This window comes from Niveispirillum sp. BGYR6, from assembly GCF_027568365.1.
In the GTDB taxonomy this organism is placed as follows: domain Bacteria; phylum Pseudomonadota; class Alphaproteobacteria; order Azospirillales; family Azospirillaceae; genus Niveispirillum.
Genome location: NZ_JANLNL010000014.1, coordinates 114,041 through 135,506, shown reverse-complemented (window position 1 = coordinate 135,506; position 21,466 = coordinate 114,041). Strand labels below are relative to the sequence as shown.

Here is a 21,466-nt window from a genome sequence, read left to right as displayed (position 1 = left end):
CCGGTTTATCGGGAAAATCGCCCCCTCACCCCCGCCGCGCCAGCGCCGTCTCCGCCTGTTCCACCAGCTCGGCCAGAATCTCCGCCACCGGCTGTTCCTTCGTCACCATGCCGACGGATTGGCCCGCCATCAGGGAACCGTTTTCCACATCGCCTTCAATCACCGCGCGGCGCAGGGCACCGGCCCAGTAATGTTCGATCTCCAGCTGGGCTTCCTTCTGGTCCAGCTCCCCGGCGTCAAAGCGGGCGATCACTTCCCGCTGCTTTTCCATGAAGCGCTTGGTGCCTTCATTTTGCAGCGCGCGCACAGGAATGACGGGGAAACGGGCATCCAGCGCCACCGAGGCCAGGGCGTCGCGCGCGCTGCCCCGGATGAAAGCCTGCTTGAACTTGGGATGCGCCCGGCATTCGCTGGCGCAGACGAAACGGGTGCCCAGCTGCACCCCGGCGGCCCCCATTTCCAGATAAGAGACAATGGCGTCACCGCGCCCGATGCCGCCGGCCACGAAGACCGGCACATCGCTGATTTCCGGCAAAATCTCCTGCGCCAGCACAGAGGTGGAGACGGGGCCGATATGGCCGCCAGCCTCCGACCCTTCGATAACGATGGCATCGGCGCCGCTGCGGATCAGCTTCTTGGCGATCACCAGGGCGGGGGCGAAGCACATCACCCGCGCCCCACCATCGCGCGCCGCCTTGATGGCGGTGGCGGGCGGCAGGCCGCCGGCCAGCACAATATGGCCCACCTTCTCTTCCAGGCAGACCTGAATCAGCTGGTCCAGCTGCGGATGCAGGGTGATCAGGTTGACGCCGAAGGGCTTGGTGGTCAGCGCCTGGGTGGCCTGGATTTCCGCCCGCAGCAGATCGGGCGGCATGGAACCCGATGCGATGACGCCAAAGCCGCCGGCATTGGAAATGGCGGCCACCAGATTGCGGTCGGACACCCAGGTCATGGCCCCGCCCATGATGGCCAGTTCCGTGCCCAGATAGTCGCGGCCGCGTACCCAAAGTTGATCCAGCCGTTCCCGTGCCGCCGTGACGCCCATAACCATTGGTCCTTCCACAAAACAATACCGCCAATTCCCGATGTTTAGCGGGAACTGGCGGCGGTAACTAGCAAGCGATGGCGACTATTGCCATCGTCCAAAGGTAAAGCAGCCGCCCCCTCCGGTCATAGCCGGCGGGGGCGGCTGAAAAACTCAGGCCTTGTCCAGCCCATAGGCGGTGTGCAGGGAGCGCAGCGCCAGTTCGGTATATTCCTCAGCGATCAGCACGGAGACCTTGATCTCGCTGGTGCTGATGACCTGGATATTGATGCCGCGATCGGCCAGGGCCTTGAACATACGCTGGGCAACACCGGCATGGGAACGCATCCCGACGCCAATCACCGACACTTTCACCACATTGGCGTCGGAATTCAGACGGCGGTACTTCAACTGGTCCTTGGACTTTTCCAGCACCTGCACGGCGCGATCCAGATCGGCCTTGCCCACGGTGAAGGTCATGTCGGTGGTACGGCCATCTTCCGACACGTTCTGCACGATCATGTCGACATTGATGGCGGCATCCGTCAGCGGGCCGAAGATCGCGGCGGCGACGCCGGGTTGGTCTTCCACGCCCACCAGGGTGATCTTTGCTTCGTCCCGGCTATAGGCGATGCCGCTGACCAGTTCCTGTTCCACGATTTCATCCTCGTCCACGACCAGGGTGCCGGGAAGATCAGAGCCCGGCGCCTGTTCAAAGGTTGACAATACCTGCACCCGAACATGGTGCTTCATGGCCATTTCGACCGAGCGGGTCTGCAGAACCTTGGCGCCCAGCGACGCCATTTCCAGCATTTCTTCATACGTGACGCGGTGCAGCTTGCGCGCCGTCTTCACGATGCGCGGATCGGTCGTATAGACGCCATCCACGTCGGTATAAATGTCGCAGCGATCCGCCTTCAAGGCAGCGGCCAGCGCCACGGCGGAGGTGTCGGAACCGCCACGGCCCAGCGTGGCAATGCGCCCCGCTTCCGTCACGCCCTGGAAACCGGCGACGACGCCGACCACGCCGTTGGACATGGCTGCCGACAGCGGCGTGGTATCGATGCGTTCGATGCGGGCCTTGCCATGCACCTCATCGGCAATCAGCGGGATCTGCCAGCCCTGCCACGAGCGGGCGGGGATGCCGATTTCCTGCAGGGCAATCGCCAGCAGGCCCGATGTCACCTGTTCGCCCGAGGCGACCACGGCATCATATTCCGCCTGATCGTGCACCTTGGCGATCTGGCGGCAATAATCCACCAGTTGATTGGTCACACCGGACATGGCGGAGACGACCACCGCCACCTCATGGCCGGCATCGACCTCCTGTTTGACCTTCTTGGCGACATTCTTGATGCGTTCGATATCGCCAACCGAAGTGCCACCGAATTTCAGGACAAGCCGCGCCATAACGCCATTCCATAGGGGATAGGGTCGAATAGGGTCGCCCATGACGGTCGCCATCGGCTATATCCGACAGGCAAGCCGCTAGGGGCGGCTATCCATACTCTGGCAGAAAATTGCGCGCAAGCGACCAGTTACCGCAACAAAGGCAAGGCAGGCATGGCGCCGCCCCTTGCCATCGAGCCAACGGACCCTTGTTGTGACCGCACCGAAGAAATCCCTTGTCACCCTGACCGAATGGGCCACGGGCAAGCAATTCAGCCCCGGCACCCGCGTGCCGGTGATCATTCTGGAACTGCTGTTGTTTGCCGGGGTTGCCATCGGCGTGATGCTGGGCAGCCGCGCCCTGATCCCCGATATTGCCGAGCGGCCGGTGCTGCAGGGCACCATCAACCTGATCACCATCTTCATCTGGTCCCTGCTCTATGCCAAGGCCCAGCGCCGCACCAAGCCGGGGGAATGACGATTGAAGGGGATGCGGGCGTGCGCTAAGTCATCCCCCATCACCCCCGCCCTTGCCAGGGAGCCAGCCCATGAACGCCGCCACCGCCCGCACCACCATCGATCAAGGGGAGATCGAGCGGTTCAGCCGTATCGCCGCCGAATGGTGGGATCCGGCCGGCAAGTTCAAGCCGCTGCACAAGTTCAACCCTGTCCGGCTGGCCTATATCCGTGATGCCATCTGTGCCGCGCATGGGCGCGACCCCAAGGCCGCCCGCCCGCTGGACGGCATCCGCATAGTTGATGTCGGCTGCGGCGGCGGGCTGCTGTCCGAACCGCTGGCCCGGCTGGGGGCCAGCGTCACCGGGGTGGATGCGGCGGAAAAGAATGTGAAGACGGCCGCCGCCCACGCCGCCGAGACTGGCGTTACGGTGGATTACCGCGCCACCACGGCCGAAGCCCTGGTGGAGGCCGGGGAGCAGTTCGACGTGGTGCTGGCCATGGAGATTGTGGAGCATGTCGCCGATGTCGACCTGTTTCTGGAGGCGGTGGGCAAGCTGGTCAAACCCGGCGGTCTGGTCTTCATGGCCACGCTGAACCGCACAGCCAAGGGCTGGCTGCTGGGCGTGGTGGCGGCGGAATATGTGCTGGGCTGGCTGCCGCGTGGCACGCATGATTGGAAGAAGTTCCTGCGCCCATCGGAACTGGTGGGCGGCCTGCGCCGCGCCGGCGTGGCCGTGCGTGATATCAGCGGTGTCGCCTATAACCCGATCAGCGATAAATTCAGCCTCTCGCCCAAGGACCTGGAGGTGAATTACCTGCTCTGGGGTGTGCGGGAATAGGCAGGCACGACCCGGCAGGAACTGCCGCCTGACGGGAACTGCCGGGACAGACCCCACGACAGTTCATTGAAATAACACGATTTTTTCTTGGCAAGCCGCTTGCTTCGTCTCTCCCGGATCATCGACCCGGAGAGACAAGATGGATGGCGGCACGCAGTTCCGGTTCAGCCCGGCCAGCGACAATGCGGTGGAAGCAGAGGGCAGCTTTGCCCAGCTCTATCGTCAGGCCCATGGCAAGGCGGGTCTGTCCCGGCTGCCGGTGGCGGCGCTGCTGGATTGGCTGACCGGGCGCGGCGGGGACGCCAGCGGCATCGATCCTCTGATCACCAACGGCCAGCCCGTCACCAGCGACAATCTGGACCGGGTGAAGGGCAATGTCTTCCTGGCCTTCCTGTTCCATGATCTGCGGAGCAAGCTGGACGCCCACATGCAGGCGGCCAAGCGCGCCGGTACTGGCCCCTTTGCCCCCCTGCCGCCGGGCCTGACCCAGGCGCAGAAGTTGAACCGGCTGCGGGCGCAAAGCTGCGTCAGCCTGAACCAGGTGCTGGATGTCTGGGCGGCCGAACTGGGCAACCGCCCCGCCACGGGCTGCCCCTTTGCCCGCATGGCCCGCTTCGCCAAGGGCTTCTTCAAGGGTTCCGCGCTGTATGCGCGCGCCGACCATGACATGGTCAGCATCTCCAAGACCGGCAGCAACACCGCCCTGCATATGTGCTTCAGCCTGGTGGAAGGCGCGCTGCATCTGGGGCTGGACCTGCCGGCCAATGAATGGCGCGCCGCCCTGTGGCGCAGCCGCAAGGAATTGAAGACCCTGGCCGCCGGCAGCCTGGGCATGATCGTCACCTTCCTGCACGCCTCCCATCTGGAGCCGGAGGGGGAAAGTGCCGTGAACCCGACCGATGGCGGCGCCTTCCGCCTGGAACAGGGGGCCGACGGGGTGCGGCTGCGGCTGGACAGCCGGCCGATCAAGCCCTTCAGTACCGGCCATGACCAGCTCTATACCGGCTGCCCGGCCTTCCACGTCTCCGGCATGATTGAGATGTATCTGGATTGGGTGCTGGATATCGCAGCCTATCACGGGCTGCACCGCCCCGAATGGCTGGTGCCAGCCGTGGCCGCCCGCAATGCCTATCAGCAGGGGCTGCGAGGATAACATTCATTTGCGTTGATCAGACCCTATCGGCTCTGATCAACGCCCTCAATCGCCGGCGCCAGCATCCGCTGGCTTGGCTACGCCGCACGTGCGGCGCGGCGGCGGTCGCCGCCGTACCCCGTTGCGATGCGTTCACCTCATCGCAACGGGGTATAAGGGAAAAAGCAAAAGGCCGGGACAAAGCCCGGCCTGTTTTGCTGTCAGCGTCTGTGACCCGATCTATTGGAACCAACTGGAGCGGGCGAAGGGATTCGAACCCTCGACCCCAACCTTGGCAAGGTTGTGCTCTACCCCTGAGCTACGCCCGCATCGCCAGTCGTACCCGTCATCACCCGATCACGGGCAACAACAATAAAAAAGGACGCCCAAAAGCGCCCGACCCTATTTTTATCCGCTAACTGGAGCGGGCGAAGGGATTCGAACCCTCGACCCCAACCTTGGCAAGGTTGTGCTCTACCCCTGAGCTACGCCCGCATCGCCAGTTACGGCCGCCGCTTTCGCGGCTATCGGAAGATGGAGCGGGCGAAGGGATTCGAACCCTCGACCCCAACCTTGGCAAGGTTGTGCTCTACCCCTGAGCTACGCCCGCCCATTTTCCGTATCGCCGCCAAGTCGTCCCCGGCGGTGAGCGCGGAATATAGACAGGAGTTTTCGCGATGCAAGCATTTTCTTGCAGCGTTCAGCGATTTTCTGCGCGCACCCTGTCCATCCGGTTCTGCACCCTTGGCGAGGCTTGGGCGCGCACTTTATATAACGGTGAGTTCCAGGCCCGGCACAGCCGTTCCGGGCCGATCCATCATCCTCGTTCATTTTCGGGAAACGTGCCCCATGCTGTCCAACGTGCCGAATAATGCCGGGCCCAAGCCCGCCAGCGCCCTGATCAAGGATGGCAGCGACGCCGAATTCATGGCCGATGTCATCGAAGCCTCGCGCGAGGTGCCGGTCATCGTCGATTTCTGGGCGCCCTGGTGCGGCCCCTGCAAGACGCTGGGCCCCCTGCTGGAAAAGGCCGTCACCGCCGCCAAGGGCGCGGTGAAGATGGTGAAGATCGATACCGACAAGCATCCGGCCGTCGCCGGCCAGCTGCGCGTGCAATCCATCCCCACCGTCTATGCCTTTTTCCAGGGCCGCCCGGTGGACGGGTTCCAGGGCGCCCTGCCGGAAAGCCAGATAAAGCAGTTCGTCGAACGGCTGGCCAAGCTGGGTGGCGGGGATGGCGGGATCGACATTGCCGCCATCCTGGAAGAGGCCAAGGCCCTGCTGGATGCCGGCAATGCCCAGGAAGCCGCCGCCGTCTATAATGAGGTGCTGGGCGAGGAGCCGGAGAATGCCGCCGCCTATGCCGGGCTGATCCGCTGCCTGCTGGCCGTGGAACAGGCCGAGGGCGCGCAGGAGATGCTGGACAATGCGCCGGCCGCCATCGCCAAATCGCCGGAGCTGGCCGCCATCCGCACCCAGCTGGAACTGGCCCGTCAGGCCGCCGAGGCCGGGCCGCTGGGCGACCTGAAGGCCGCCGTTGACCGCGACCCGGCCGACCATCAGGCCCGCTATGATTATGCGCTGGCGCTTTATGCCGCCGGCCGCAACGAGGAAGCGGTGGAAGCCCTGCTGGAGATCGTGCGCCGCGACCGGGAATGGAACGAACGCGCCGCCCGGACCCAGCTGCTGAAACTTTTTGAGGCTTTTGGGCCGACAGATAAGCTGACGGTCATGGCCAGACGCAAATTGTCCTCTATCTTATTTGCATGAGCCGCAATCCCTTCGACCCCACCCCCGAAACGCTGCCCAGCAGCATCCCCGTCTTTCCGTTGACGGGGGTGTTGCTGCTGCCGCGTGGAAAATTACCGCTGAACATCTTCGAGCCGCGCTACCTGAACATGGTGCAGGATGCGCTGGCGGCCGACCGGATGATCGGCATGATCCAGCCCCAGCCGGGCGGGGGCGCCGTGCCGGCGCTCTACCGCACCGGCTGCGCCGGACGCATCACCAGTTTCAGCGAAACCGATGATGGTCGTATCCTGATCACCCTGACCGGGATCAGCCGTTTCCTGATCACGCAAGAAGTGGCGACGATGCGGGGCTATCGCCGCGTCATCCCCGACTGGTCCCCCTTCACCGCCGATCTGGCTGGCGGGCCGGAAACGGCCGCACTGGACCGGGGAAGACTGGACCGCGCCCTGCGCAGCTATTTCCAGCTGCAGGGGATCGATGTGGACTGGAACAGCATCGCCCGCACCGCCGATGAACGGCTGGTCTCCACCCTGGCCATGATCTGCCCCTTCACCCCGCCGGAAAAGCAGGCCCTGCTGGAATCGCCGGGACCGGTGGAACGGGCGGAAATGCTGTTGACGCTGCTGGAAATGGCGGTCCACGATCCCGGCGCCGACAGCGACCATCGACAGCACTGATTCTCCCGCATCTGAAAGCCAATAGCCATGTCCGACAGCACCACCGAAACCACCGCCAGCAAGGTGGACCCGCGCCTGCTGGAAATCCTGGTCTGCCCGCTGACCAAAAGCACCTTGCGCTATGACGCCGCCGCCCAGGAACTGCTCTCCGATCAGGCCGGTCTCGCCTATCCGATCCGCGACGGCATCCCCATCATGCTGGTGGATGAGGCGCGGCGTTACGAGCCGACGGTCGGCTGACCATGGCAGCGGAAGAACATTTCGTCAGCGAAACGGACGGCACCAGCCATTGGCCGGAGGAATTACGGCTGAAGCGGGAGGAGGCCTGCCTGGAAATCCGTTTCGATGACGGAACATTCTTCCGCCTGCCGGCGGAATATCTGCGGGTGGAAAGCCCCTCGGCCGAAGTGCAGGGCCACGGGCCGGGACAGAAGAAGCTGGTGGCCGGCAAGCGCCAGGTCGCCATCACCAGCGTGGTGCCGGTGGGCCATTATGCCGTGCGCCTGGGCTTTGATGACGGGCATGATACCGGCATCTTCACCTGGCGTTATCTGCATGAACTGGGGCGGGAACATGACGTGCGCTGGGCGCGCTATCTGGATGCCCTGGCAGCGGCAGGCCTGAGCCGGGAAAGCCCCAGTCCCCGCCATCATGGTTGCGGCGCCTGAACGGCTGGCCGATTCCGATCCTCTTAAAATCTTTGCCATTTCCCATGACCATCCCCGCCGGGGGATGGTATCTTATACCAACGGTCATCATTCATGACCGTTGGTACGGCGACGACCGCCGCCGCGCGGCACGTGCCGCGTGAAGCCAAGCCAGCGGAGGCTGGCGCCGGCGATTGAGGGGCATGAAATCTTGACCATCGGTCATGATTTCATGCCGATGGTATTAGTCTAATGCATGGGTTGCAAAGAATTTGAATAAAATGCAACCTACGGCAGAGGGGGCGGCACGGCGCCGAAGGCCCGGTTGGTAACGGATCGCGGAAGCGCCATGGCAAACGGCGGGACGATGGGCGAAGATTCCGGGGCACCAGGGCCGGCGGCAGACGGCCCTTCGTCATTGTCGGCGTCGACACATCCGCTGGCCGTCGTTCCGGTTGATTATCGCCCCCTGGTCGGGCATCTGGATCTGCATGGGCTGGCCGAACAGGTGCTGGTGACGGAAAACCAGCTGGCTGACAGCCATGACCCGCTGGAACGGCTGGTGCTGCTGACGACACTGGCCTGGTACCAACGCCAGCGTGATACCGGGGCAGCCATGGCCATGGTGGATGAGGCCATGGGCCTGCTGCACCATGCCAGCTGCGCCCAGGAACGGGAATTGCGGCGCCTGACGGCGCGCCTGCTGCTGACCAAGGCGGAATGCCGGCTGCTGCTGGGCGATCTGGCGGGGGCAGAAGCGATGCTGGCCGGCGCCCAGGAAAGCTTTCGGGAGAGTGGCGATCCGCTGGGGGAAGGCGATGCCTGCATGGTGGAGGCGTTGCTGGCCTTCGACCAGGGCCAGTCCCGCCGCCGCATCAGCGCGCACCGGCGCGCCCATACGCATTACCAGCATAGCCCCGACACGATACGTCAGCGCATCGCCCGCATCTGGATGGCCAGGGACGCCCTGTCGGAGGATGCGGAGGCGGCGGCCGCCCAATGGCTGGCGGAACTGCCGGTGGCGCCGGGACTGGAACATCCGGGCCTGGACGCGGTGGTCGCCTATTGCCATGGCGGGCTGGAATTTGCCCGCGGCAATTTCCTGACCGCCCAGCGCCACTATCAGCGCGGCTGTGATCTGGCTTTGCTGGCGGGGCGGATTCGGCTGGCGGTGCTGCTGGCTGCCAATGCCGCCGGCGCCTTCTCCAACCTCAATGATTATGTGGCGGAGTTTGTCTGGCGGGAACGGGCGCATCAGCTGGCGCGCGGCACCGGCTGGCCGGCGGCCATGGGCCAATGCCTGCGCGGGCTGGGGGACACGCTGCGCCGTCTGGGACAGACCGGCCGGGCCCGCCAGCTGCTGACCGAAGCGCTGGAATGGCTGACCCCGCTGGGCCGGTCGCGCAACCATGCCATCTGCTGCCAGCATCTGGGCGATCTGGATATGGAGGTGGGGGAACCGGCGACGGCATTGGGCTGGTTTGAAAGCATGGCGGAGATTGCCGCCGAGCTGGAACAGGCAGACCTGCGGACCGAGGCAGCGGCAGGGCAGGCCCGCGCCCTTTCCGCCATGGGCCGGCGGGATGAGGCCGCTGCCGCCATGGCTGATGCCATGGCCCTGCTGACGGAAAGCCCCAGCCGCTGGCGGGAGATCGACCTGCTGATGGCGCAGGCGGACCTGCATCGCCGTTTCCCCGATCTGCCGTCCCCCGTGCCGGACCTTCCACCCCATCGCACCCCTGTCATCCATCTGCTGTGCCGCGCGCTGGCGCTGGCCGAATCGATCCAGGGCTATACGGTGCCGGCCAACCTGTTGTCGGCCCTGGCGGCGGCCTATGAGGCGACGGGCGATCTGGGACGGGCGCTCGCCTTTGAACGCCAGGCCTGCCAGGCGCGCAGCTTGCTGCGCAGCCGGGAGGTGAGCGACCGGCTGCTGGCCATGCAGGCCGGGTTTGAGACGGAGCGGCTGAAGGCGGAAGGTGAATATCACCGCCATCTGGCCGCGGCGGAGGCAGCGCGCGCCGCCGCCCTGCATGAGGCAACCCAGACGCTGGAACTGCTGGGCCGGATCGGCCAGCAGATCACCGCCAATCTGGATGCCGATGCGGTGTTTCACGCCCTGCACCGCCATGCCGGCACCCTGCTGGCCTTCGATTCCTTCGCGCTTTATCTGATGGATGACGGGGGCGATCATCTGGAACTGCGCTATGGGCTGGAACAGGGCCGCCCGCTGCCCACCATCTGGCGCAGCCTGTCCGATCCCGTCTCCGTCGTGGCCCGCTGCGCGCGGGACCGGCAGGAACTGCTGATCCAGCGCGGCGCCCATGAGATTGAGGCACCCTCCCATATTCCCGGCACCCGCTTCATGCGCACCCTGCTGCTGGCCCCGCTGCTGGCGGGCAGCCGGCTGATGGGGGTGATGACGGTACAATCGACGCAGGAAAACGCCTATGGGGAGCGGGAGCGGCTGATCTTCCGCAGCCTGTCCGCCTATGGCGCCATCGCGCTCTCCAATGCCGCCGCCTATGCCAGGGTGGACAGCACCCTGTCGGAACTGCGCCTGACGCAGAACCGGCTGGTGCAGCAGGAAAAGCACGCCTCCCTGGGCCAGCTGGTGGCCGGGGTGGCGCATGAGATCAACACGCCCCTGGGCGTCGCCTTCACCCTGGCCACCCATCTGGAGGAGGAACGCGATCAGGTCGCCAGCGCCTTCCAGGCCGGAGCGCTGACCCGGCTTTCCATGAACCAGTTCCTGGAAAAGCTGCAGGAAGGCTTGCGCATCATGACTGGCAACCTGCAACGGGCGGCCGAACTGGTGCGCAGTTTCAAGCAGGTCTCCGCCGATCGCAGCAGCGAGGCGACGCGCACCCTGGATCTGGCCGCCTATCTGGCCGATGTGGTGCGCAGCCTGGACCCGATGCTGCGGGAAAGCCGGGTGAAGGTGGCCATTGATGCCCAGCCGGGGCTGGTGCTGACCACCATGCCGGGGCTGCTGTCGCAGGTGGTGACCAATCTGGTGCAGAATGCCGTGGTGCATGGTTTTGCTGGCGTGGAAGCGCCACAGATTCTGATCGCTGCCGGGCGGGCCGGCGGTGACCGACTGGCCATCGCCATCACCGACAATGGCATCGGGATGCCGGGGGAAGTGCAGGCCAAGGCCTTCGATCCCTTCTTCACCACTAAGCGGGATAGTGGCGGCACCGGGCTCGGCCTGCATATCGTGCATAATCTGGTCACCGGGGCGCTGGGGGGAGACATCGATCTGGCCAGCATCCCCGGCCACGGCACCCGCTTCCTGATCCATCTGCCCGTCAAAGCGCCGCAGCCGGCGGGGGAAATGCCCTGATCGCATGTCGGCCCACCGGGGCGGGCGCAGCCCTTGCCCTGGTGGGCCCTCCCGTGCCAAGGACTGGCGGAAATTCTCCTTGAATCATCCAGTCAGGTCATCATGCGTGGTTATTTCGCCCTGGGCGCGGAGGGCATCAGCAAATCCGGCAATGTCGGCACCATCATGCGCACGGCCCATGCCTTTGGCGCCAGCTTCGTCTTCACCGTCAATGGCGTGGTGGATGTGGAGGAGCTGCGGCGCACCGACACATCCGGCGGGGTGGACCATGTGCCCTATTATGGCTGGGGTTCGCTTGACGAGATGGCGCTGCCGGCCGGCTGCCAGCTGGTGGGCTGTGAGTTGACCGATGATGCGGCCGAACTGCCCAGCTTCCGCCACCCGCTGCGGGCCGCCTATGTGTTCGGGCCGGAGCGGGGCAACCTCTCCCCTGCCATGCTGGCCCGCTGTGACCATGTGGTGAAGATCCCCACCAAATTCTGCGTCAATGTCGCCGTGGCCGCCGCCATCGTCACCTATGACCGCATGATCTCCCTGGGCCGTTTCGCCGAGCGGCCGGTGCGCGTGGGCGGCCCGCGCGATGCCAAGCCCGACCATGTGCATGGCAAGGTACGGGTGCGCAACAAGGAAAGCCTGCGGATGCGCCCCCTGCTGGGGGGCTGGCACGAGTGACACCAATCTCCCTCAGGTGCCGGGCGCTGCCTCCGGCAGCTTGGCTTACGCGGGCACGAGCCCGCGGGCCGGCGGTCGCCGGCCTCCAAGGGGCATGTCCCATGCCCCTTGGTGTAATTGATTGCGGCGGGATTTAGAGCCTGATGCGTTTAATCGTAAACGCATCAGGCTCTAAGCTCTTGTTCAGCGAGCAGATTCACGCTGCAAAGCGATTCCGCTTTTCCGCGATCTGCTCTAGGACGTCGGGCGTGAAAGAAGGAGGGGGATGGCAATTCCCCGCCGCCGCCCCCATCTCTGATCAAGGGATGCCGCAGAAGGAAAGGACCAGGATATGGGAAAGCTTCCGTTCCAGCCGGCCGGGCTCCGGTTCGCGGCCCTGGCCCTGTCCGGGTTGCTGCTGGGCATCGCCCTGCCGGTTCTGGCAGCCGACGAACCGCCGCCACCGCCACCCGGCACACCCGCCGAACAGGTGGATGAAGTGATTGTCACGGCCCCCCGCAATGGGGAACCCGGGTTCCAGGAATCCGACGATTACCATCGGCAGGAATATGCCCGGCTGCACGCCAAGTTCGGTAAACCACCGAAAGCGGAGCCACGTGGCGACGCGGTGCTGTCACGCGCCGACATGGCCTCCAGCCCCAACAACCGGGAATTTGCGAGCAACCAGCAGCTCGTCCGCAATGCGCCGAAACTGCGCGACACATTGGGGAATAATTAAAATCGGCCCCTATGTTGGGGTATAAAAAAGGCCTGAAGAGTGGAAACGCCACCCTTCAGGCCTTTTTCATGAAAGCACTGGATCAGCGCTCGATCTGCAGATAGCTGACCGGCAGCAGATCCCAGGGGAAATAAATCCAGGTATCCTGGCTGACCTCGGTGATGAACGTATCCACCAGCGGGCGGCCGGCCGGCTTGGCATAGAGGGTGGCGAAGTGCGCATGGGGCAGCAGCTTGCGCACATAGGCCGCCGTCTTGCCGGTATCGACCAGATCGTCGATCAGCATCCAGTCCTTGCCGCCATCGGTCACGGCGTCCGGGGCCTTCAGCACCTGGATATCGCCCTGGGTCTTGTCGTCATAGCTTTTGACCGAGATGGTCTCCACCACGCGGATATTCAGTTCGCGGGCGATGATGGCCGCCGGCACCAGACCGCCACGGGTGATGGCGATGATGCCCTTCCACGGGCGTTGCTCCGACAGGCGCCAGGCCAGAGCCTTGGCGTTGCGGTGCAACTCTTCCCAGGTGACGGGAAAATTCTTCTGCGGATCGCTGATCTTGTTGCTCAAGGGGGTCTTCTCCTGCGGATTTGCCTGACTGATAGCTGATGCCGGGGCGGTCGGCAACGCGCGCTGAACAAAATCGCGTGTGCCATGCAATTTTCCTATTGCCTTCCCCGGAAGCATCCATTACAAGCGGCGACCTCACCGGACGACGCCTCAACGGGGCGGCGGCGGTGAAGAAAATGGAAGTACAGCGCGCCCGTAGCTCAGCTGGATAGAGCACCAGACTACGAATCTGGGGGTCAGAGGTTCGAATCCTTTCGGGCGCGCCATTTCCGGTTTTCTTCATCAGAAGGTGATGTTTTGGCGTTGCGCCCGTAGCTCAGCTGGATAGAGCACCAGACTACGAATCTGGGGGTCAGAGGTTCGAATCCTTTCGGGCGCGCCATTTTCTCCTTCGCAAAATATACACGTTTCAGAACCTGCTGCGGCTTGATCCGCTTGCGGGTTTTTTGTGTTTGCGTTCTGCAGGTACTGTTTCGTTCCATCGCGGATGTCCCGTCTGGCTGATGGCTGCCCGGGTCGTGCAGCCCGGATCAGCCATCGCAGCGCCCCCCCCTTACGGCGTCGCTGAATTCCCCAGCACCACATCAAAGAAATCCAGTGTCGCCTGCAGGGCCTTCAGATGGGTGTCGCGGGTGGCTTCCGGGGTGGCGGACATCCAGCCATGGTTGGCGCCGGGATATTCCACCAGCCGGGCCGTCACCCCAGCGGCACGCAGCTTTTCCAGCATCACCCGGGCCTGGATCACCGGCACGGCGGCATCCACCTGCCCGTGCAGCAGCAGCATCGGCGGGTCTTGCGCGTCGACATAATTGATCGGGCCGACCGCCTTGATCTGTTCGGTGCAGCTGGCAGCATCCTTGCAGCCCAGGAAATCATAGATCGGTTTGAAATCCTCGGGCGGGCGGGGCCGGTCGGTGACGGTGAAATCATAGATGCCGTACCAGGGCACGGAAGCCTGCACGCAATCACCCTTTTCCAGCGGCACCGACCGGTCACAATCCACCGCCGCCATCGCCGCCAGATGCCCGCCCGCCGAATCGCCGAACACGCCGACGCGGGCGGGGTCAATGCCGTAATCGGCTGCATGGGTGCGCAGCCAGCGGATGGCGCTGTCGACATCCTGCGCCTGGGCCGGATAGGTCGCTTCCGCCTTCAGCCGGTAATTCACCGCCGCCACGGCATAGCCGCGCGCCGCCATATCGGCCAGCACCGCCGGAAAATCGGCAAAGGCCGCCAGCTGACGCGACGTGCCCATGGCCCAGCCGCCGCCATGGATATAGACCAGCAACGGCCGCTTGCTGGCCCCTGCCTTCATGTAGATATCCAGCGTCAGCGGGCGATAACCGGGCAGCACAGCATAGGTGAGGTCCGGTATCGCCACCACCCCACCGGGATAGGAGACGCGCACCTTGGGCAGCGTGTCGGCCATGCCCCAGCCAGCACTCACCGCCGCCGTGACGGGCGGACCGGCCAGGGCAGCATTGGGCAGGGCCAGACCAAGCGCGAGAGCCAGGGGCAGAAAATATTTCCGCATGGGGCAGACCTTTAACGGAGGGTTGGGGGAACGAAAAGGCGGCCGGTCAGGCGAGCGGGCTTTGCACCGGTTCGCAACATCATTCCCCAACCAACCCGTTGTGCCCTGCCGGTGCCGCCACCATGCCCGTCAGGTGGACGATATGCCCCTGTGACCTGACCCGATGGCCGGTTGGTTTTGGCCCCCCTTTGGTTTACCCTCTGGCGGGTTTTCTTCGGGATGCCATCCCTCTACTACCGGGGCACTGTATGTTCGCCATTATCGGTCTGGTCGGCGTGTTCTTCTGCGTCTTTGGCGGCTACGTCATCTTCGGCGGCAAGATGGGCATCATCATTGAGGCCATGCCGAAGGAGGTGATGATCATCGGTGGCTCCGGCGTTTCCTCCTTCCTGATCACCAACAATGCCCATACGGTCAAAGCCTCGGGCAAGGATATCAAGAAGATCTTCGGCGGATCGCGTTTTCATAAGAAAGAATATATCGAGCTTCTTTCCCTGCTCTATCAAATCCTGAAGACGATGAAGAGCAAGGGTGTGCTGGCCATTGAACAGCATATCGAAAAGCCGATGGAGAGTAATATCTTCAACGCCTATCCCGCCGTGATGAAGAGTGAGACGACCGTTAAATTCATTGCCGATTACCTGCGCATGTTTTCCATCGGGGTGGATAACCCCATCGAAATGGAAACCTTGATGGAGCAGGAAATCGACAAGATGAAGCATGAGGATCAGCATTCCTCCCACGCCATCCAGGGTCTGGCCGACGCGCTGCCGGCGCTGGGTATCGTGGCCGCCGTGCTGGGCATCATCAAGACCATGGGCTCGATCACCGAGCCGCCGGAAGTGCTGGGCAAGCTGATCGGCGGCGCGCTGGTCGGCACCTTCATGGGCATCTTCCTGGCCTATTGTCTGGCCGCCCCCATCGCCGGCCGGCTGAAGGGTATCGCCGACGAGGAAAGCCAGTTCTACGGCGTCATCAAAACCGCCATCGTCGCCCATCTGGGCGGTTACGCCCCCCAGGTTTCCATTGAGGCGGCGCGCAAGAAAGTACCCACCGAATATATGCCGGACTTCAACGAGCTTGAGGAAATCCTCTCGCAGATCACCTGAGGCTGATATCAGCCTGCCATTGCGGCAGGAGAAATAGAACAAGCGTTTAAATTTACTCTGGAAAAAGCGCCCCCACGGCCCCACTCTATCCTGCAGCAAAGCCAAGAATAACGGCACTGGGAGGATAGCGTATGTTGCAGGGTTTGATGATGGACCGGCCGCTGCTGACGACCGGTCTGCTGCGCCATGCGGCGCAGAATTATGGCGACCAGATCATCACCGCCCGTTTCGCCACGGAGGCACCGCACAGCTATTGCTGGCGTGATGCCTGGGTCCGCACGCAGAAACTGGCAAATGCGCTGACATCCCTGGGCGTGGCGGCCGGGGACCGGGTGGGCACCCTGGCCTGGAACGATCACCGGCATCTGGAGCTGTATTACGCCCTGCCCGGCATCGCCGCCATCTGCCACACCATCAACCCGCGCCTGTTCCCCGACCAGATCGTCTATATCATCAACCATGCCGAGGATCGCTGGCTGTTCATCGATCCGATGTTCCTGCCGCTGCTGGAACAGCTCTGGCCCCGCCTGACGGGGGTGGAGGGGGTGGTGTTGCTGGCCCCGGCCGCCGCCATGCCGGCCAGCAGCCCGATCCCCCGCCTGCTCTGTTATGAAACGCTGCTGGCAGACCAGCCGGACAGTTTTGACTGGCCGGAATTCGATGAGAATACGGCCTGCGGACTTTGCTACACCTCCGGCACCACCGGTAACCCCAAGGGCGTGCTCTACAGCCATCGCTCATCGGTGCTGCACGCTTTCGGCGTCGTTGCCGGCCTGGGCGTGCGGGCACGTGACAATGTGCTGGTGGTGGTGCCGCTCTTCCATGCCAATGCCTGGGGCTATCCCTATGCCGCCGCCATCATCGGGGCCAAGCTGGTGCTGCCCGGCCCCCGGCTGGATGGCAAAAGCATCTATGAATTGATGGAGACGGAGAAGGTCACCGTCTCCTCCGGTGTGCCCACCGTCTGGCTGGGGCTGCTGGCGCATCTGCGCAACAGCGGTGCCCGCTTCAGCAGCCTGAAGGCGGTGACGGTGGGCGGATCGGCCATGCCGCGCGCCATGCTGGAGGAGTTTGAAAGCCACGGCATCGACTGTTTCCAGGGCTGGGGCATGACCGAACTGTCACCCGTTGGCAGCATCGGCACCCTGTCCCCGGCCGAGGCGACCCTGCCGCTGGAACAGCAGCATGATGCCAAGATGCGGGCGGGCCGCCCGATCTATGGCGTGGAAATGCGCATCATCGGGCCGGATGGCACCGACCAGCCGCGCGACGGCAGCGCTTACGGGGAACTGGTGGTGCGCGGCCCCTGGATCACCAAGGCCTATTACAAGGATGAGAAGGCCAATAACGGCGCCTTCACCCCCGATGGCTGGTTCCGCACCGGCGATGTGGCGGTGATCGGCCCGGACGGGGCGATGAGCATCGTTGACCGGGCCAAGGATGTCATCAAATCCGGTGGCGAATGGATCAGTTCCATCGATCTGGAAAATGCCGCCATGGGCCATCCGGCGGTGCAGGAAGCCGCCGTGGTTGGGGTGCCGCACCCGAAATGGGTGGAACGCCCCCTGCTGGTGGTGGTGCGCAAGCCGGGGCAGAGCGTGGAACGCGCCGAGCTGATGCGTTTCCTGGAAGGGGAAGTTGCCAAATGGTGGCTGCCCGACGACATTGTTTTTGTCGAGTCGTTGCCGCATACCGCCACCGGCAAATTGCTGAAAACCGATCTGCGCCAGCGCTTCCGCGACCATCCGTTGCCCGCTGTCGGCTGATCCCGCCCCCCGACACCGACGGGAAAGGGTTTCCCCGACCTGTGAAGCAGTTCACAGGTCGGGACGGGACGGACGCGCTATGCGTGTAGCCTGATATGGTCCTTCCCTATTCGGTGTCAGATGCTGGACGCGCTTGACGAAGATCTCGCGGCCTTGCTGGCCGCCCGGTTTGAACGGTTGTCGGTGCAGATCGCCCTGCCCAGCGACCGGCCCGCGCTGCGCCGCATCATCCACGCCGACGCGGAGGAGATGCTGGCCAGCACGCCGCCGGCCGCGCGCGGCATGATGATCACGGTCCAGGTCGAAGGAAGGCTGAATCTTTACCGGCGCGGCCACCCGGAAGCGGTCACCCTGCTGCTGTTCAATAAGGGGGAGCCGGTGGGCCTGGTGGTGCTGGACCGCCATGCCAGGGGGCGGATGACCCTGCTGGAACTGGTGATCCTGCCGGCGCGACGCGGCCAGGGGCTGGGGGCGGAGGCGCTGCGCGCCATCTGTGCCCTGGCCGATATGGCGGGGGACAGCATCAGCACCGCCATCTTCTATGATAACCCCGCCACCGGCATGTTGCAGCGTGCCGGTTTCATGGCGGAGCGGGAGGATGGTCTGGATCTGGTCATGGTGCGGCGCCCCCAGCGGTAAACGGCCGCAAACCAGCCGAAAAAATCGCCCAACCAGTGCGGGACCGGCCTTCATTTCCCGCACAGCTGCCTTCGGGATGGCTGCCCTACCTGAATTGCGGATTGACGTTGCGCCGCCAAAAGGCCAATTAGCGCGTCATGCAGAAAAAGACGTAAACCGCCCCCGTTCCCAGGCTGGAGCCGGGGGGTGCCATGGCCGCCCTACCCCGTGATCGCCGGGTGGGAACAGATCGGCCGTTCGGCCCATATCCCCAATGGCCACCGGCCGCGCGGGCATCGGCGCTAATTTCGGCATGACGCGCAATTTGTGCCACGGCCCGGCCGTGGCATCGCCGTCCCGTCTTCCCTGTCCACCCCAAGGGGGTATGGCAGCCGAAGACCCGGACGGCCCAACTGAAGGAGACGAGACCTTGACCGATCAACTGCTTGCCGGAAAGAACATTGCCATCCTCGTGGCCAACGGCTTCGAAGAGCTGGAAATGACCGAGCCGCAGCGCGCCCTGCTGAAGGCTGGCGCCAAGCCGAAGATCATCTCCCCCGAACAGGGCCTGGTGAATGGCTGGCATGGTTCCGCCTGGGGCCATTATTTCCCGACCGACCGTCATGTCGGTGACGTGCTGGCCGCCGATTTCGACCTGCTGGTCCTGCCGGGCGGTGACCGTTCGGTGGCCAAGCTGGCCAGCAACCCGCACACCCGCCGCATCATCGGCAGCTTCATGGATGCCGGCAAGGGCGTCGCCGCCTTTGGCCGTGGCGTGGAGCTGCTGGCCGTGGCCGACCGCGTGAAGACCCGCGTTGTCACCGGCCCGGAAAGCGTGAAGCCCGCCCTGGAAGCCGCTGGCGCCACCTGGTCGGAAGACGCCATCGTCGTTGACCGTTTCCTGGTCACCGCCCAGTCCAACGAGGAAATGGGCGAGATCATCGAGACGATGATCCGCACCTTCGTTGCTGCTGGTGAACAGCGCAAGCAGGCTGCCTGATCGGTCTGGTCACCATCGCCCGTCCTGAACGGGCGATGGCTGCTTCAAAGGCGTCCGGCTCCGGCCCGGACGCCTTTTTTATGCGCAGCCGCGGCGCGACATGCCATGGAATGGCGTTATGATGCTGTTTACCCAGCACCGGAAACGCCGCATGACCCAGCCGCCCAGCCCCCGCCGCATCGCCCCTGCCATCGCTTTGCTGAACCGGCTGCGCGGCCGCCGGGGGCTGGACCAGCCGGGGCGGAAGCCGATTCCCGATGAACGGCACCAGACCCTGCCGGACGGCCATCTGCCCCTGCATATCGCGTCCTGGAACATCCATTCCAGTGTCGGCATCGATGCCCGTTTCGCCCCCGACCGCATCGCCCAGGTGATCCGGGGGCTGGGGGTGGATGCCATCGGCCTGCAGGAGGTGGGCTGGCACCATCGCGGGGAAATGGGGCTGGACCAGTTCGCCTATCTGGCCGAACAGACGGGGATGCGGGCACTGGCAGCCCCCACCAAGCACCATCGCAGCGCCCATTATGGCAATGCCCTGCTGACCCGGCTGCCGGTCAAGGGGGTGGAGCCGATCGACCTGTCGCAGCCGATGCGGGAACCCCGCGGCGCCCTGGCCGCAAGGCTGGAACTGGCGCCGGGGGTGGAGGTGCGGGTGATGGTGGCGCATTTCGGGCTGGACCCTTGGGAGCGCAATGCCCAGGTGGGCCGCATCCTGGCCTATCTGGATCGGGTGCCGCCGCTGCCCACCTTGTTCATGGGCGATCTGAATGAATGGCTGCCGTCCGCCCGCTGTCTGCGCCGGCTTTCCGCCCGCCTGCCGGATTGCGCCGCCCCGCGCAGCTTTCACGCCAAGTTGCCGACGCTGCGATTGGATCGTATCTTTGTTTCATCCGATCTGCGTCTGGCCGGGTACGGTGTCGTCCGCACTCGCCAGACGCGGCTGGCATCCGACCATCTGCCGGTGCGCGCCCTGATCGGCGTGCCGGCGGCACAGGCAACAGCAAAGGGGCATCATGGCCTGGAATCCAGCACAATATGAGCTTTTCCGGGCGGCCCGCGAACGGCCGGGCCTGGACCTGCTGGCCGCCATCCCGCCGCTGGAACCTGACCAGATTGTCGATCTGGGCTGCGGCACCGGTTATCTGACCCGGCTGCTGGGGCAGAATTATCCCCGCGCCCGTGTCACCGGCGTGGATAATGACCGGGCCATGCTGGCCAAGGCGGCGGCCGAACCGTCGGGTATCATCTGGGAACTGGGCGATGCCGCGCAATGGCGGCCGGGCCGGCCGGTTGACCTGATCTTTTCCAACGCCGCCCTGCACTGGCTGCCCGATCATCACGCCCTGTTCCCGCAACTGGCCCGCGCCCTGGCGGCCGATGGCGTGCTGGCGGTGCAGATGCCGCGCAATTTCAACGCCCCCTCACACCGGATTTTGCAGGAACTGGCGGCCGACGGCCCCTGGGCAGCGGCGTTGAAAGGGGCGCTGCACCATGAAGCGGTGCAGGCGGCCGATGCCTATTACCGGCTGCTGCGCCCGCATTGCCGGCAGATTGATATTTGGGAGACGGAATATCTGCACATTCTGCCGGGCACAGACCCGGTGCTGGAATGGGTGAAGGGCACCACCTTGCTGCCGGTAATGGCGCGGCTGGATGAGGATATGGCCGCCACCTTCCGCGACCTCTATGCCGAAAGGCTAAGGGCTGCCTATCCGACAGAGAGGGATGGCAATACCTTGTTCCCGTTCCGCCGACTTTTTATCGTGGCGGGGAAGTGAGGGGCAACAGCACCGCTGCTGAACAATAACGGGAAGGGGATGGCGAATGGCTCTCAACGTGTTCGAAGTGGCGCTGTACGCCATGATCCTTTCCGGCGGGCAGGCCCCGCTGACCTGTGAACGGCACGCGGCCGCCACCCCGGTGGTGAAATGCAGCAATGGTGCCGTGGCAACGGAGGATGAGGAAGGGCGCATCCGCTATATGGACGGCACCACCGTCTATAAGGGCCAGAACGGTGCGCTTTCCTTTTCCAACGGCATCAGTTCGCACTGGGGCAGTGCCGGCTGGGTGCAGTTCACCAACAATGTTTCTGTCCGCCGCACCGGCAACAATAATTTCAAAAGCAATGGCGGCCTGACCTGCCGCCCGCTGTCCGATGACCGTGCAACCTGCGACAAGGCGGGGTGATGGGACACACAACGCCCGGCGCGAAACTT

21 protein-coding genes and 5 tRNA genes are annotated in these 21,466 nt (G+C 64.3%); 19 read left to right on the top strand and 7 right to left on the bottom strand.

The window, feature by feature from the left end; all coding sequences use genetic code 11:
* Positions 1 to 25 precede the first annotated feature (25 nt).
* Positions 26 to 1,051, bottom strand: coding sequence for a nitronate monooxygenase (locus PCJ49_RS22625; RefSeq protein WP_269912948.1), 1,026 nt, complete (start codon positions 1,049 to 1,051; stop codon positions 26 to 28).
* Between the two features lie 147 nt (positions 1,052 to 1,198).
* Positions 1,199 to 2,434 (bottom strand): aspartate kinase, encoded by a 1,236-nt coding sequence (locus PCJ49_RS22620; protein ID WP_089288646.1) that lies wholly within the window; start codon positions 2,432 to 2,434, stop codon positions 1,199 to 1,201.
* Positions 2,435 to 2,627: 193 nt separating this feature from the next.
* Between PCJ49_RS22620 and PCJ49_RS22615 the strand changes: the two genes are divergently transcribed.
* The 3 genes from PCJ49_RS22615 (at position 2,628) to PCJ49_RS22605 (ending at position 4,864) form a co-directional block, all read left to right on the top strand.
* Positions 2,628 to 2,891, top strand: coding sequence for a hypothetical protein (locus tag PCJ49_RS22615; protein WP_269912947.1), 264 nt, complete (start codon positions 2,628 to 2,630; stop codon positions 2,889 to 2,891).
* Between the two features lie 70 nt (positions 2,892 to 2,961).
* A complete protein-coding gene (gene ubiG / locus PCJ49_RS22610) occupies positions 2,962 to 3,711 on the top strand; it encodes a bifunctional 2-polyprenyl-6-hydroxyphenol methylase/3-demethylubiquinol 3-O-methyltransferase UbiG (protein ID WP_269912946.1) in 750 nt (249 codons plus the stop codon).
* A gap of 139 nt (positions 3,712 to 3,850) precedes the next feature.
* Positions 3,851 to 4,864: a hypothetical protein gene (locus PCJ49_RS22605; protein ID WP_269912945.1), complete on the top strand. Its 1,014-nt coding sequence runs from the start codon at positions 3,851 to 3,853 to the stop codon at positions 4,862 to 4,864.
* Positions 4,865 to 5,097: 233 nt separating this feature from the next.
* Here PCJ49_RS22605 and PCJ49_RS22600 read toward each other — a convergent pair.
* From PCJ49_RS22600 to PCJ49_RS22590, 3 genes are all read right to left on the bottom strand, one after another.
* Positions 5,098 to 5,172 (bottom strand) — tRNA-Gly (locus tag PCJ49_RS22600).
* 91 nt (positions 5,173 to 5,263) lie between these two features.
* Positions 5,264 to 5,338, bottom strand: a tRNA-Gly gene (locus PCJ49_RS22595).
* A 40-nt stretch (positions 5,339 to 5,378) separates the two neighbouring features.
* Positions 5,379 to 5,453: transfer RNA gene (locus PCJ49_RS22590), tRNA-Gly, on the bottom strand.
* A 239-nt stretch (positions 5,454 to 5,692) separates the two neighbouring features.
* Here PCJ49_RS22590 and PCJ49_RS22585 point away from each other — a divergent pair.
* The 7 genes from PCJ49_RS22585 to PCJ49_RS22555 all read left to right on the top strand — a co-directional run bounded on the left by PCJ49_RS22585 (position 5,693) and on the right by PCJ49_RS22555 (position 12,655).
* Positions 5,693 to 6,613, top strand: a complete 921-nt coding sequence (locus PCJ49_RS22585; RefSeq protein WP_089288650.1) for a co-chaperone YbbN — start codon at positions 5,693 to 5,695, stop codon at positions 6,611 to 6,613.
* Positions 6,610 to 7,272 (top strand): LON peptidase substrate-binding domain-containing protein, encoded by a 663-nt coding sequence (locus PCJ49_RS22580; protein ID WP_089288651.1) that lies wholly within the window; start codon positions 6,610 to 6,612, stop codon positions 7,270 to 7,272. The genes PCJ49_RS22585 and PCJ49_RS22580 overlap by 4 nt, the downstream gene beginning before the upstream one ends.
* 27 nt (positions 7,273 to 7,299) lie before the next feature.
* Entirely contained in the window at positions 7,300 to 7,512 is a 213-nt protein-coding gene (locus PCJ49_RS22575; protein ID WP_269912944.1) for a Trm112 family protein, read from the top strand.
* Positions 7,513 to 7,514: 2 nt separating this feature from the next.
* Entirely contained in the window at positions 7,515 to 7,940 is a 426-nt protein-coding gene (locus tag PCJ49_RS22570; protein ID WP_269912943.1) for a DUF971 domain-containing protein, read from the top strand.
* Between the two features lie 397 nt (positions 7,941 to 8,337).
* Positions 8,338 to 11,265 (top strand): GAF domain-containing sensor histidine kinase, encoded by a 2,928-nt coding sequence (locus tag PCJ49_RS22565; protein WP_269912942.1) that lies wholly within the window; start codon positions 8,338 to 8,340, stop codon positions 11,263 to 11,265.
* A gap of 102 nt (positions 11,266 to 11,367) precedes the next feature.
* Positions 11,368 to 11,937, top strand: a complete 570-nt coding sequence (locus PCJ49_RS22560) for a TrmH family RNA methyltransferase (protein ID WP_089288655.1) — start codon at positions 11,368 to 11,370, stop codon at positions 11,935 to 11,937.
* A gap of 331 nt (positions 11,938 to 12,268) precedes the next feature.
* Positions 12,269 to 12,655, top strand: coding sequence for a hypothetical protein (locus PCJ49_RS22555; protein ID WP_269912941.1), 387 nt, complete (start codon positions 12,269 to 12,271; stop codon positions 12,653 to 12,655).
* A gap of 82 nt (positions 12,656 to 12,737) precedes the next feature.
* Here PCJ49_RS22555 and gpt read toward each other — a convergent pair whose 3' ends face one another.
* Positions 12,738 to 13,223, bottom strand: a complete 486-nt coding sequence (gpt, locus tag PCJ49_RS22550) for a xanthine phosphoribosyltransferase (protein WP_269912940.1) — start codon at positions 13,221 to 13,223, stop codon at positions 12,738 to 12,740.
* A 189-nt stretch (positions 13,224 to 13,412) separates the two neighbouring features.
* Here gpt and PCJ49_RS22545 point away from each other — a divergent pair.
* Positions 13,413 to 13,489 (top strand) — tRNA-Arg (locus PCJ49_RS22545).
* 39 nt (positions 13,490 to 13,528) lie between these two features.
* Positions 13,529 to 13,605, top strand: a tRNA-Arg gene (locus PCJ49_RS22540).
* A gap of 171 nt (positions 13,606 to 13,776) precedes the next feature.
* Here PCJ49_RS22540 and PCJ49_RS22535 read toward each other — a convergent pair.
* Positions 13,777 to 14,757, bottom strand: coding sequence for an alpha/beta hydrolase (locus tag PCJ49_RS22535; RefSeq protein ID WP_269912939.1), 981 nt, complete (start codon positions 14,755 to 14,757; stop codon positions 13,777 to 13,779).
* A 248-nt stretch (positions 14,758 to 15,005) separates the two neighbouring features.
* Here PCJ49_RS22535 and motA point away from each other — a divergent pair, with 248 nt between their 5' ends.
* The 7 genes from motA to PCJ49_RS22500 all read left to right on the top strand — a co-directional run bounded on the left by motA (position 15,006) and on the right by PCJ49_RS22500 (position 21,437).
* Positions 15,006 to 15,866 carry a flagellar motor stator protein MotA gene (gene motA, locus PCJ49_RS22530; RefSeq protein ID WP_153202722.1) on the top strand — a complete coding sequence of 287 codons (861 nt, stop codon included), beginning with the start codon at positions 15,006 to 15,008 and terminating at the stop codon, positions 15,864 to 15,866.
* Positions 15,867 to 15,997: 131 nt separating this feature from the next.
* Positions 15,998 to 17,632 carry a long-chain fatty acid--CoA ligase gene (locus PCJ49_RS22525; RefSeq protein ID WP_269912938.1) on the top strand — a complete coding sequence of 545 codons (1,635 nt, stop codon included), beginning with the start codon at positions 15,998 to 16,000 and terminating at the stop codon, positions 17,630 to 17,632.
* Between the two features lie 120 nt (positions 17,633 to 17,752).
* Positions 17,753 to 18,271 (top strand): GNAT family N-acetyltransferase, encoded by a 519-nt coding sequence (locus tag PCJ49_RS22520; protein WP_269912937.1) that lies wholly within the window; start codon positions 17,753 to 17,755, stop codon positions 18,269 to 18,271.
* Between the two features lie 409 nt (positions 18,272 to 18,680).
* The gene (locus PCJ49_RS22515) at positions 18,681 to 19,250 is read left to right on the top strand and encodes a DJ-1/PfpI family protein (protein ID WP_089290231.1); all 570 of its coding nucleotides are present in this window, start codon (positions 18,681 to 18,683) and stop codon (positions 19,248 to 19,250) included.
* Between the two features lie 118 nt (positions 19,251 to 19,368).
* Entirely contained in the window at positions 19,369 to 20,289 is a 921-nt protein-coding gene (locus tag PCJ49_RS22510) for an endonuclease/exonuclease/phosphatase family protein (protein ID WP_269912936.1), read from the top strand.
* The gene (locus PCJ49_RS22505; RefSeq protein ID WP_269912935.1) at positions 20,264 to 21,028 is read left to right on the top strand and encodes a methyltransferase domain-containing protein; all 765 of its coding nucleotides are present in this window, start codon (positions 20,264 to 20,266) and stop codon (positions 21,026 to 21,028) included. Before PCJ49_RS22510 ends, PCJ49_RS22505 begins: the two co-directional genes overlap by 26 nt.
* A 46-nt stretch (positions 21,029 to 21,074) precedes the next feature.
* Entirely contained in the window at positions 21,075 to 21,437 is a 363-nt protein-coding gene (locus PCJ49_RS22500; RefSeq protein ID WP_269912934.1) for a hypothetical protein, read from the top strand.
* The last annotated feature ends 29 nt before the right edge of the window (positions 21,438 to 21,466 follow it).

What these genes read in the sequence shown, in the direction of transcription:
- PCJ49_RS22625 (WP_269912948.1), bottom strand. Translation starts at nt 1,051, where the DNA reads ATGGTTATGGGCGTCACGGCGGCACGGGAACGGCTGGATCAACTTTGG.
- PCJ49_RS22620 (WP_089288646.1), bottom strand. Translation starts at nt 2,434, where the DNA reads ATGGCGCGGCTTGTCCTGAAATTCGGTGGCACTTCGGTTGGCGATATC.
- ubiG (WP_269912946.1), top strand. Translation starts at nt 2,962, where the DNA reads ATGAACGCCGCCACCGCCCGCACCACCATCGATCAAGGGGAGATCGAG.
- PCJ49_RS22605 (WP_269912945.1), top strand. Translation starts at nt 3,851, where the DNA reads ATGGATGGCGGCACGCAGTTCCGGTTCAGCCCGGCCAGCGACAATGCG.
- PCJ49_RS22585 (WP_089288650.1), top strand. Translation starts at nt 5,693, where the DNA reads ATGCTGTCCAACGTGCCGAATAATGCCGGGCCCAAGCCCGCCAGCGCC.
- PCJ49_RS22580 (WP_089288651.1), top strand. Translation starts at nt 6,610, where the DNA reads ATGAGCCGCAATCCCTTCGACCCCACCCCCGAAACGCTGCCCAGCAGC.
- PCJ49_RS22575 (WP_269912944.1), top strand. Translation starts at nt 7,300, where the DNA reads ATGTCCGACAGCACCACCGAAACCACCGCCAGCAAGGTGGACCCGCGC.
- PCJ49_RS22570 (WP_269912943.1), top strand. Translation starts at nt 7,515, where the DNA reads ATGGCAGCGGAAGAACATTTCGTCAGCGAAACGGACGGCACCAGCCAT.
- PCJ49_RS22560 (WP_089288655.1), top strand. Translation starts at nt 11,368, where the DNA reads ATGCGTGGTTATTTCGCCCTGGGCGCGGAGGGCATCAGCAAATCCGGC.
- PCJ49_RS22555 (WP_269912941.1), top strand. Translation starts at nt 12,269, where the DNA reads ATGGGAAAGCTTCCGTTCCAGCCGGCCGGGCTCCGGTTCGCGGCCCTG.
- PCJ49_RS22535 (WP_269912939.1), bottom strand. Translation starts at nt 14,757, where the DNA reads ATGCGGAAATATTTTCTGCCCCTGGCTCTCGCGCTTGGTCTGGCCCTG.
- motA (WP_153202722.1), top strand. Translation starts at nt 15,006, where the DNA reads ATGTTCGCCATTATCGGTCTGGTCGGCGTGTTCTTCTGCGTCTTTGGC.
- PCJ49_RS22525 (WP_269912938.1), top strand. Translation starts at nt 15,998, where the DNA reads ATGTTGCAGGGTTTGATGATGGACCGGCCGCTGCTGACGACCGGTCTG.
- PCJ49_RS22520 (WP_269912937.1), top strand. Translation starts at nt 17,753, where the DNA reads ATGCTGGACGCGCTTGACGAAGATCTCGCGGCCTTGCTGGCCGCCCGG.
- PCJ49_RS22510 (WP_269912936.1), top strand. Translation starts at nt 19,369, where the DNA reads ATGATGCTGTTTACCCAGCACCGGAAACGCCGCATGACCCAGCCGCCC.
- PCJ49_RS22505 (WP_269912935.1), top strand. Translation starts at nt 20,264, where the DNA reads ATGGCCTGGAATCCAGCACAATATGAGCTTTTCCGGGCGGCCCGCGAA.
- PCJ49_RS22500 (WP_269912934.1), top strand. Translation starts at nt 21,075, where the DNA reads ATGGCTCTCAACGTGTTCGAAGTGGCGCTGTACGCCATGATCCTTTCC.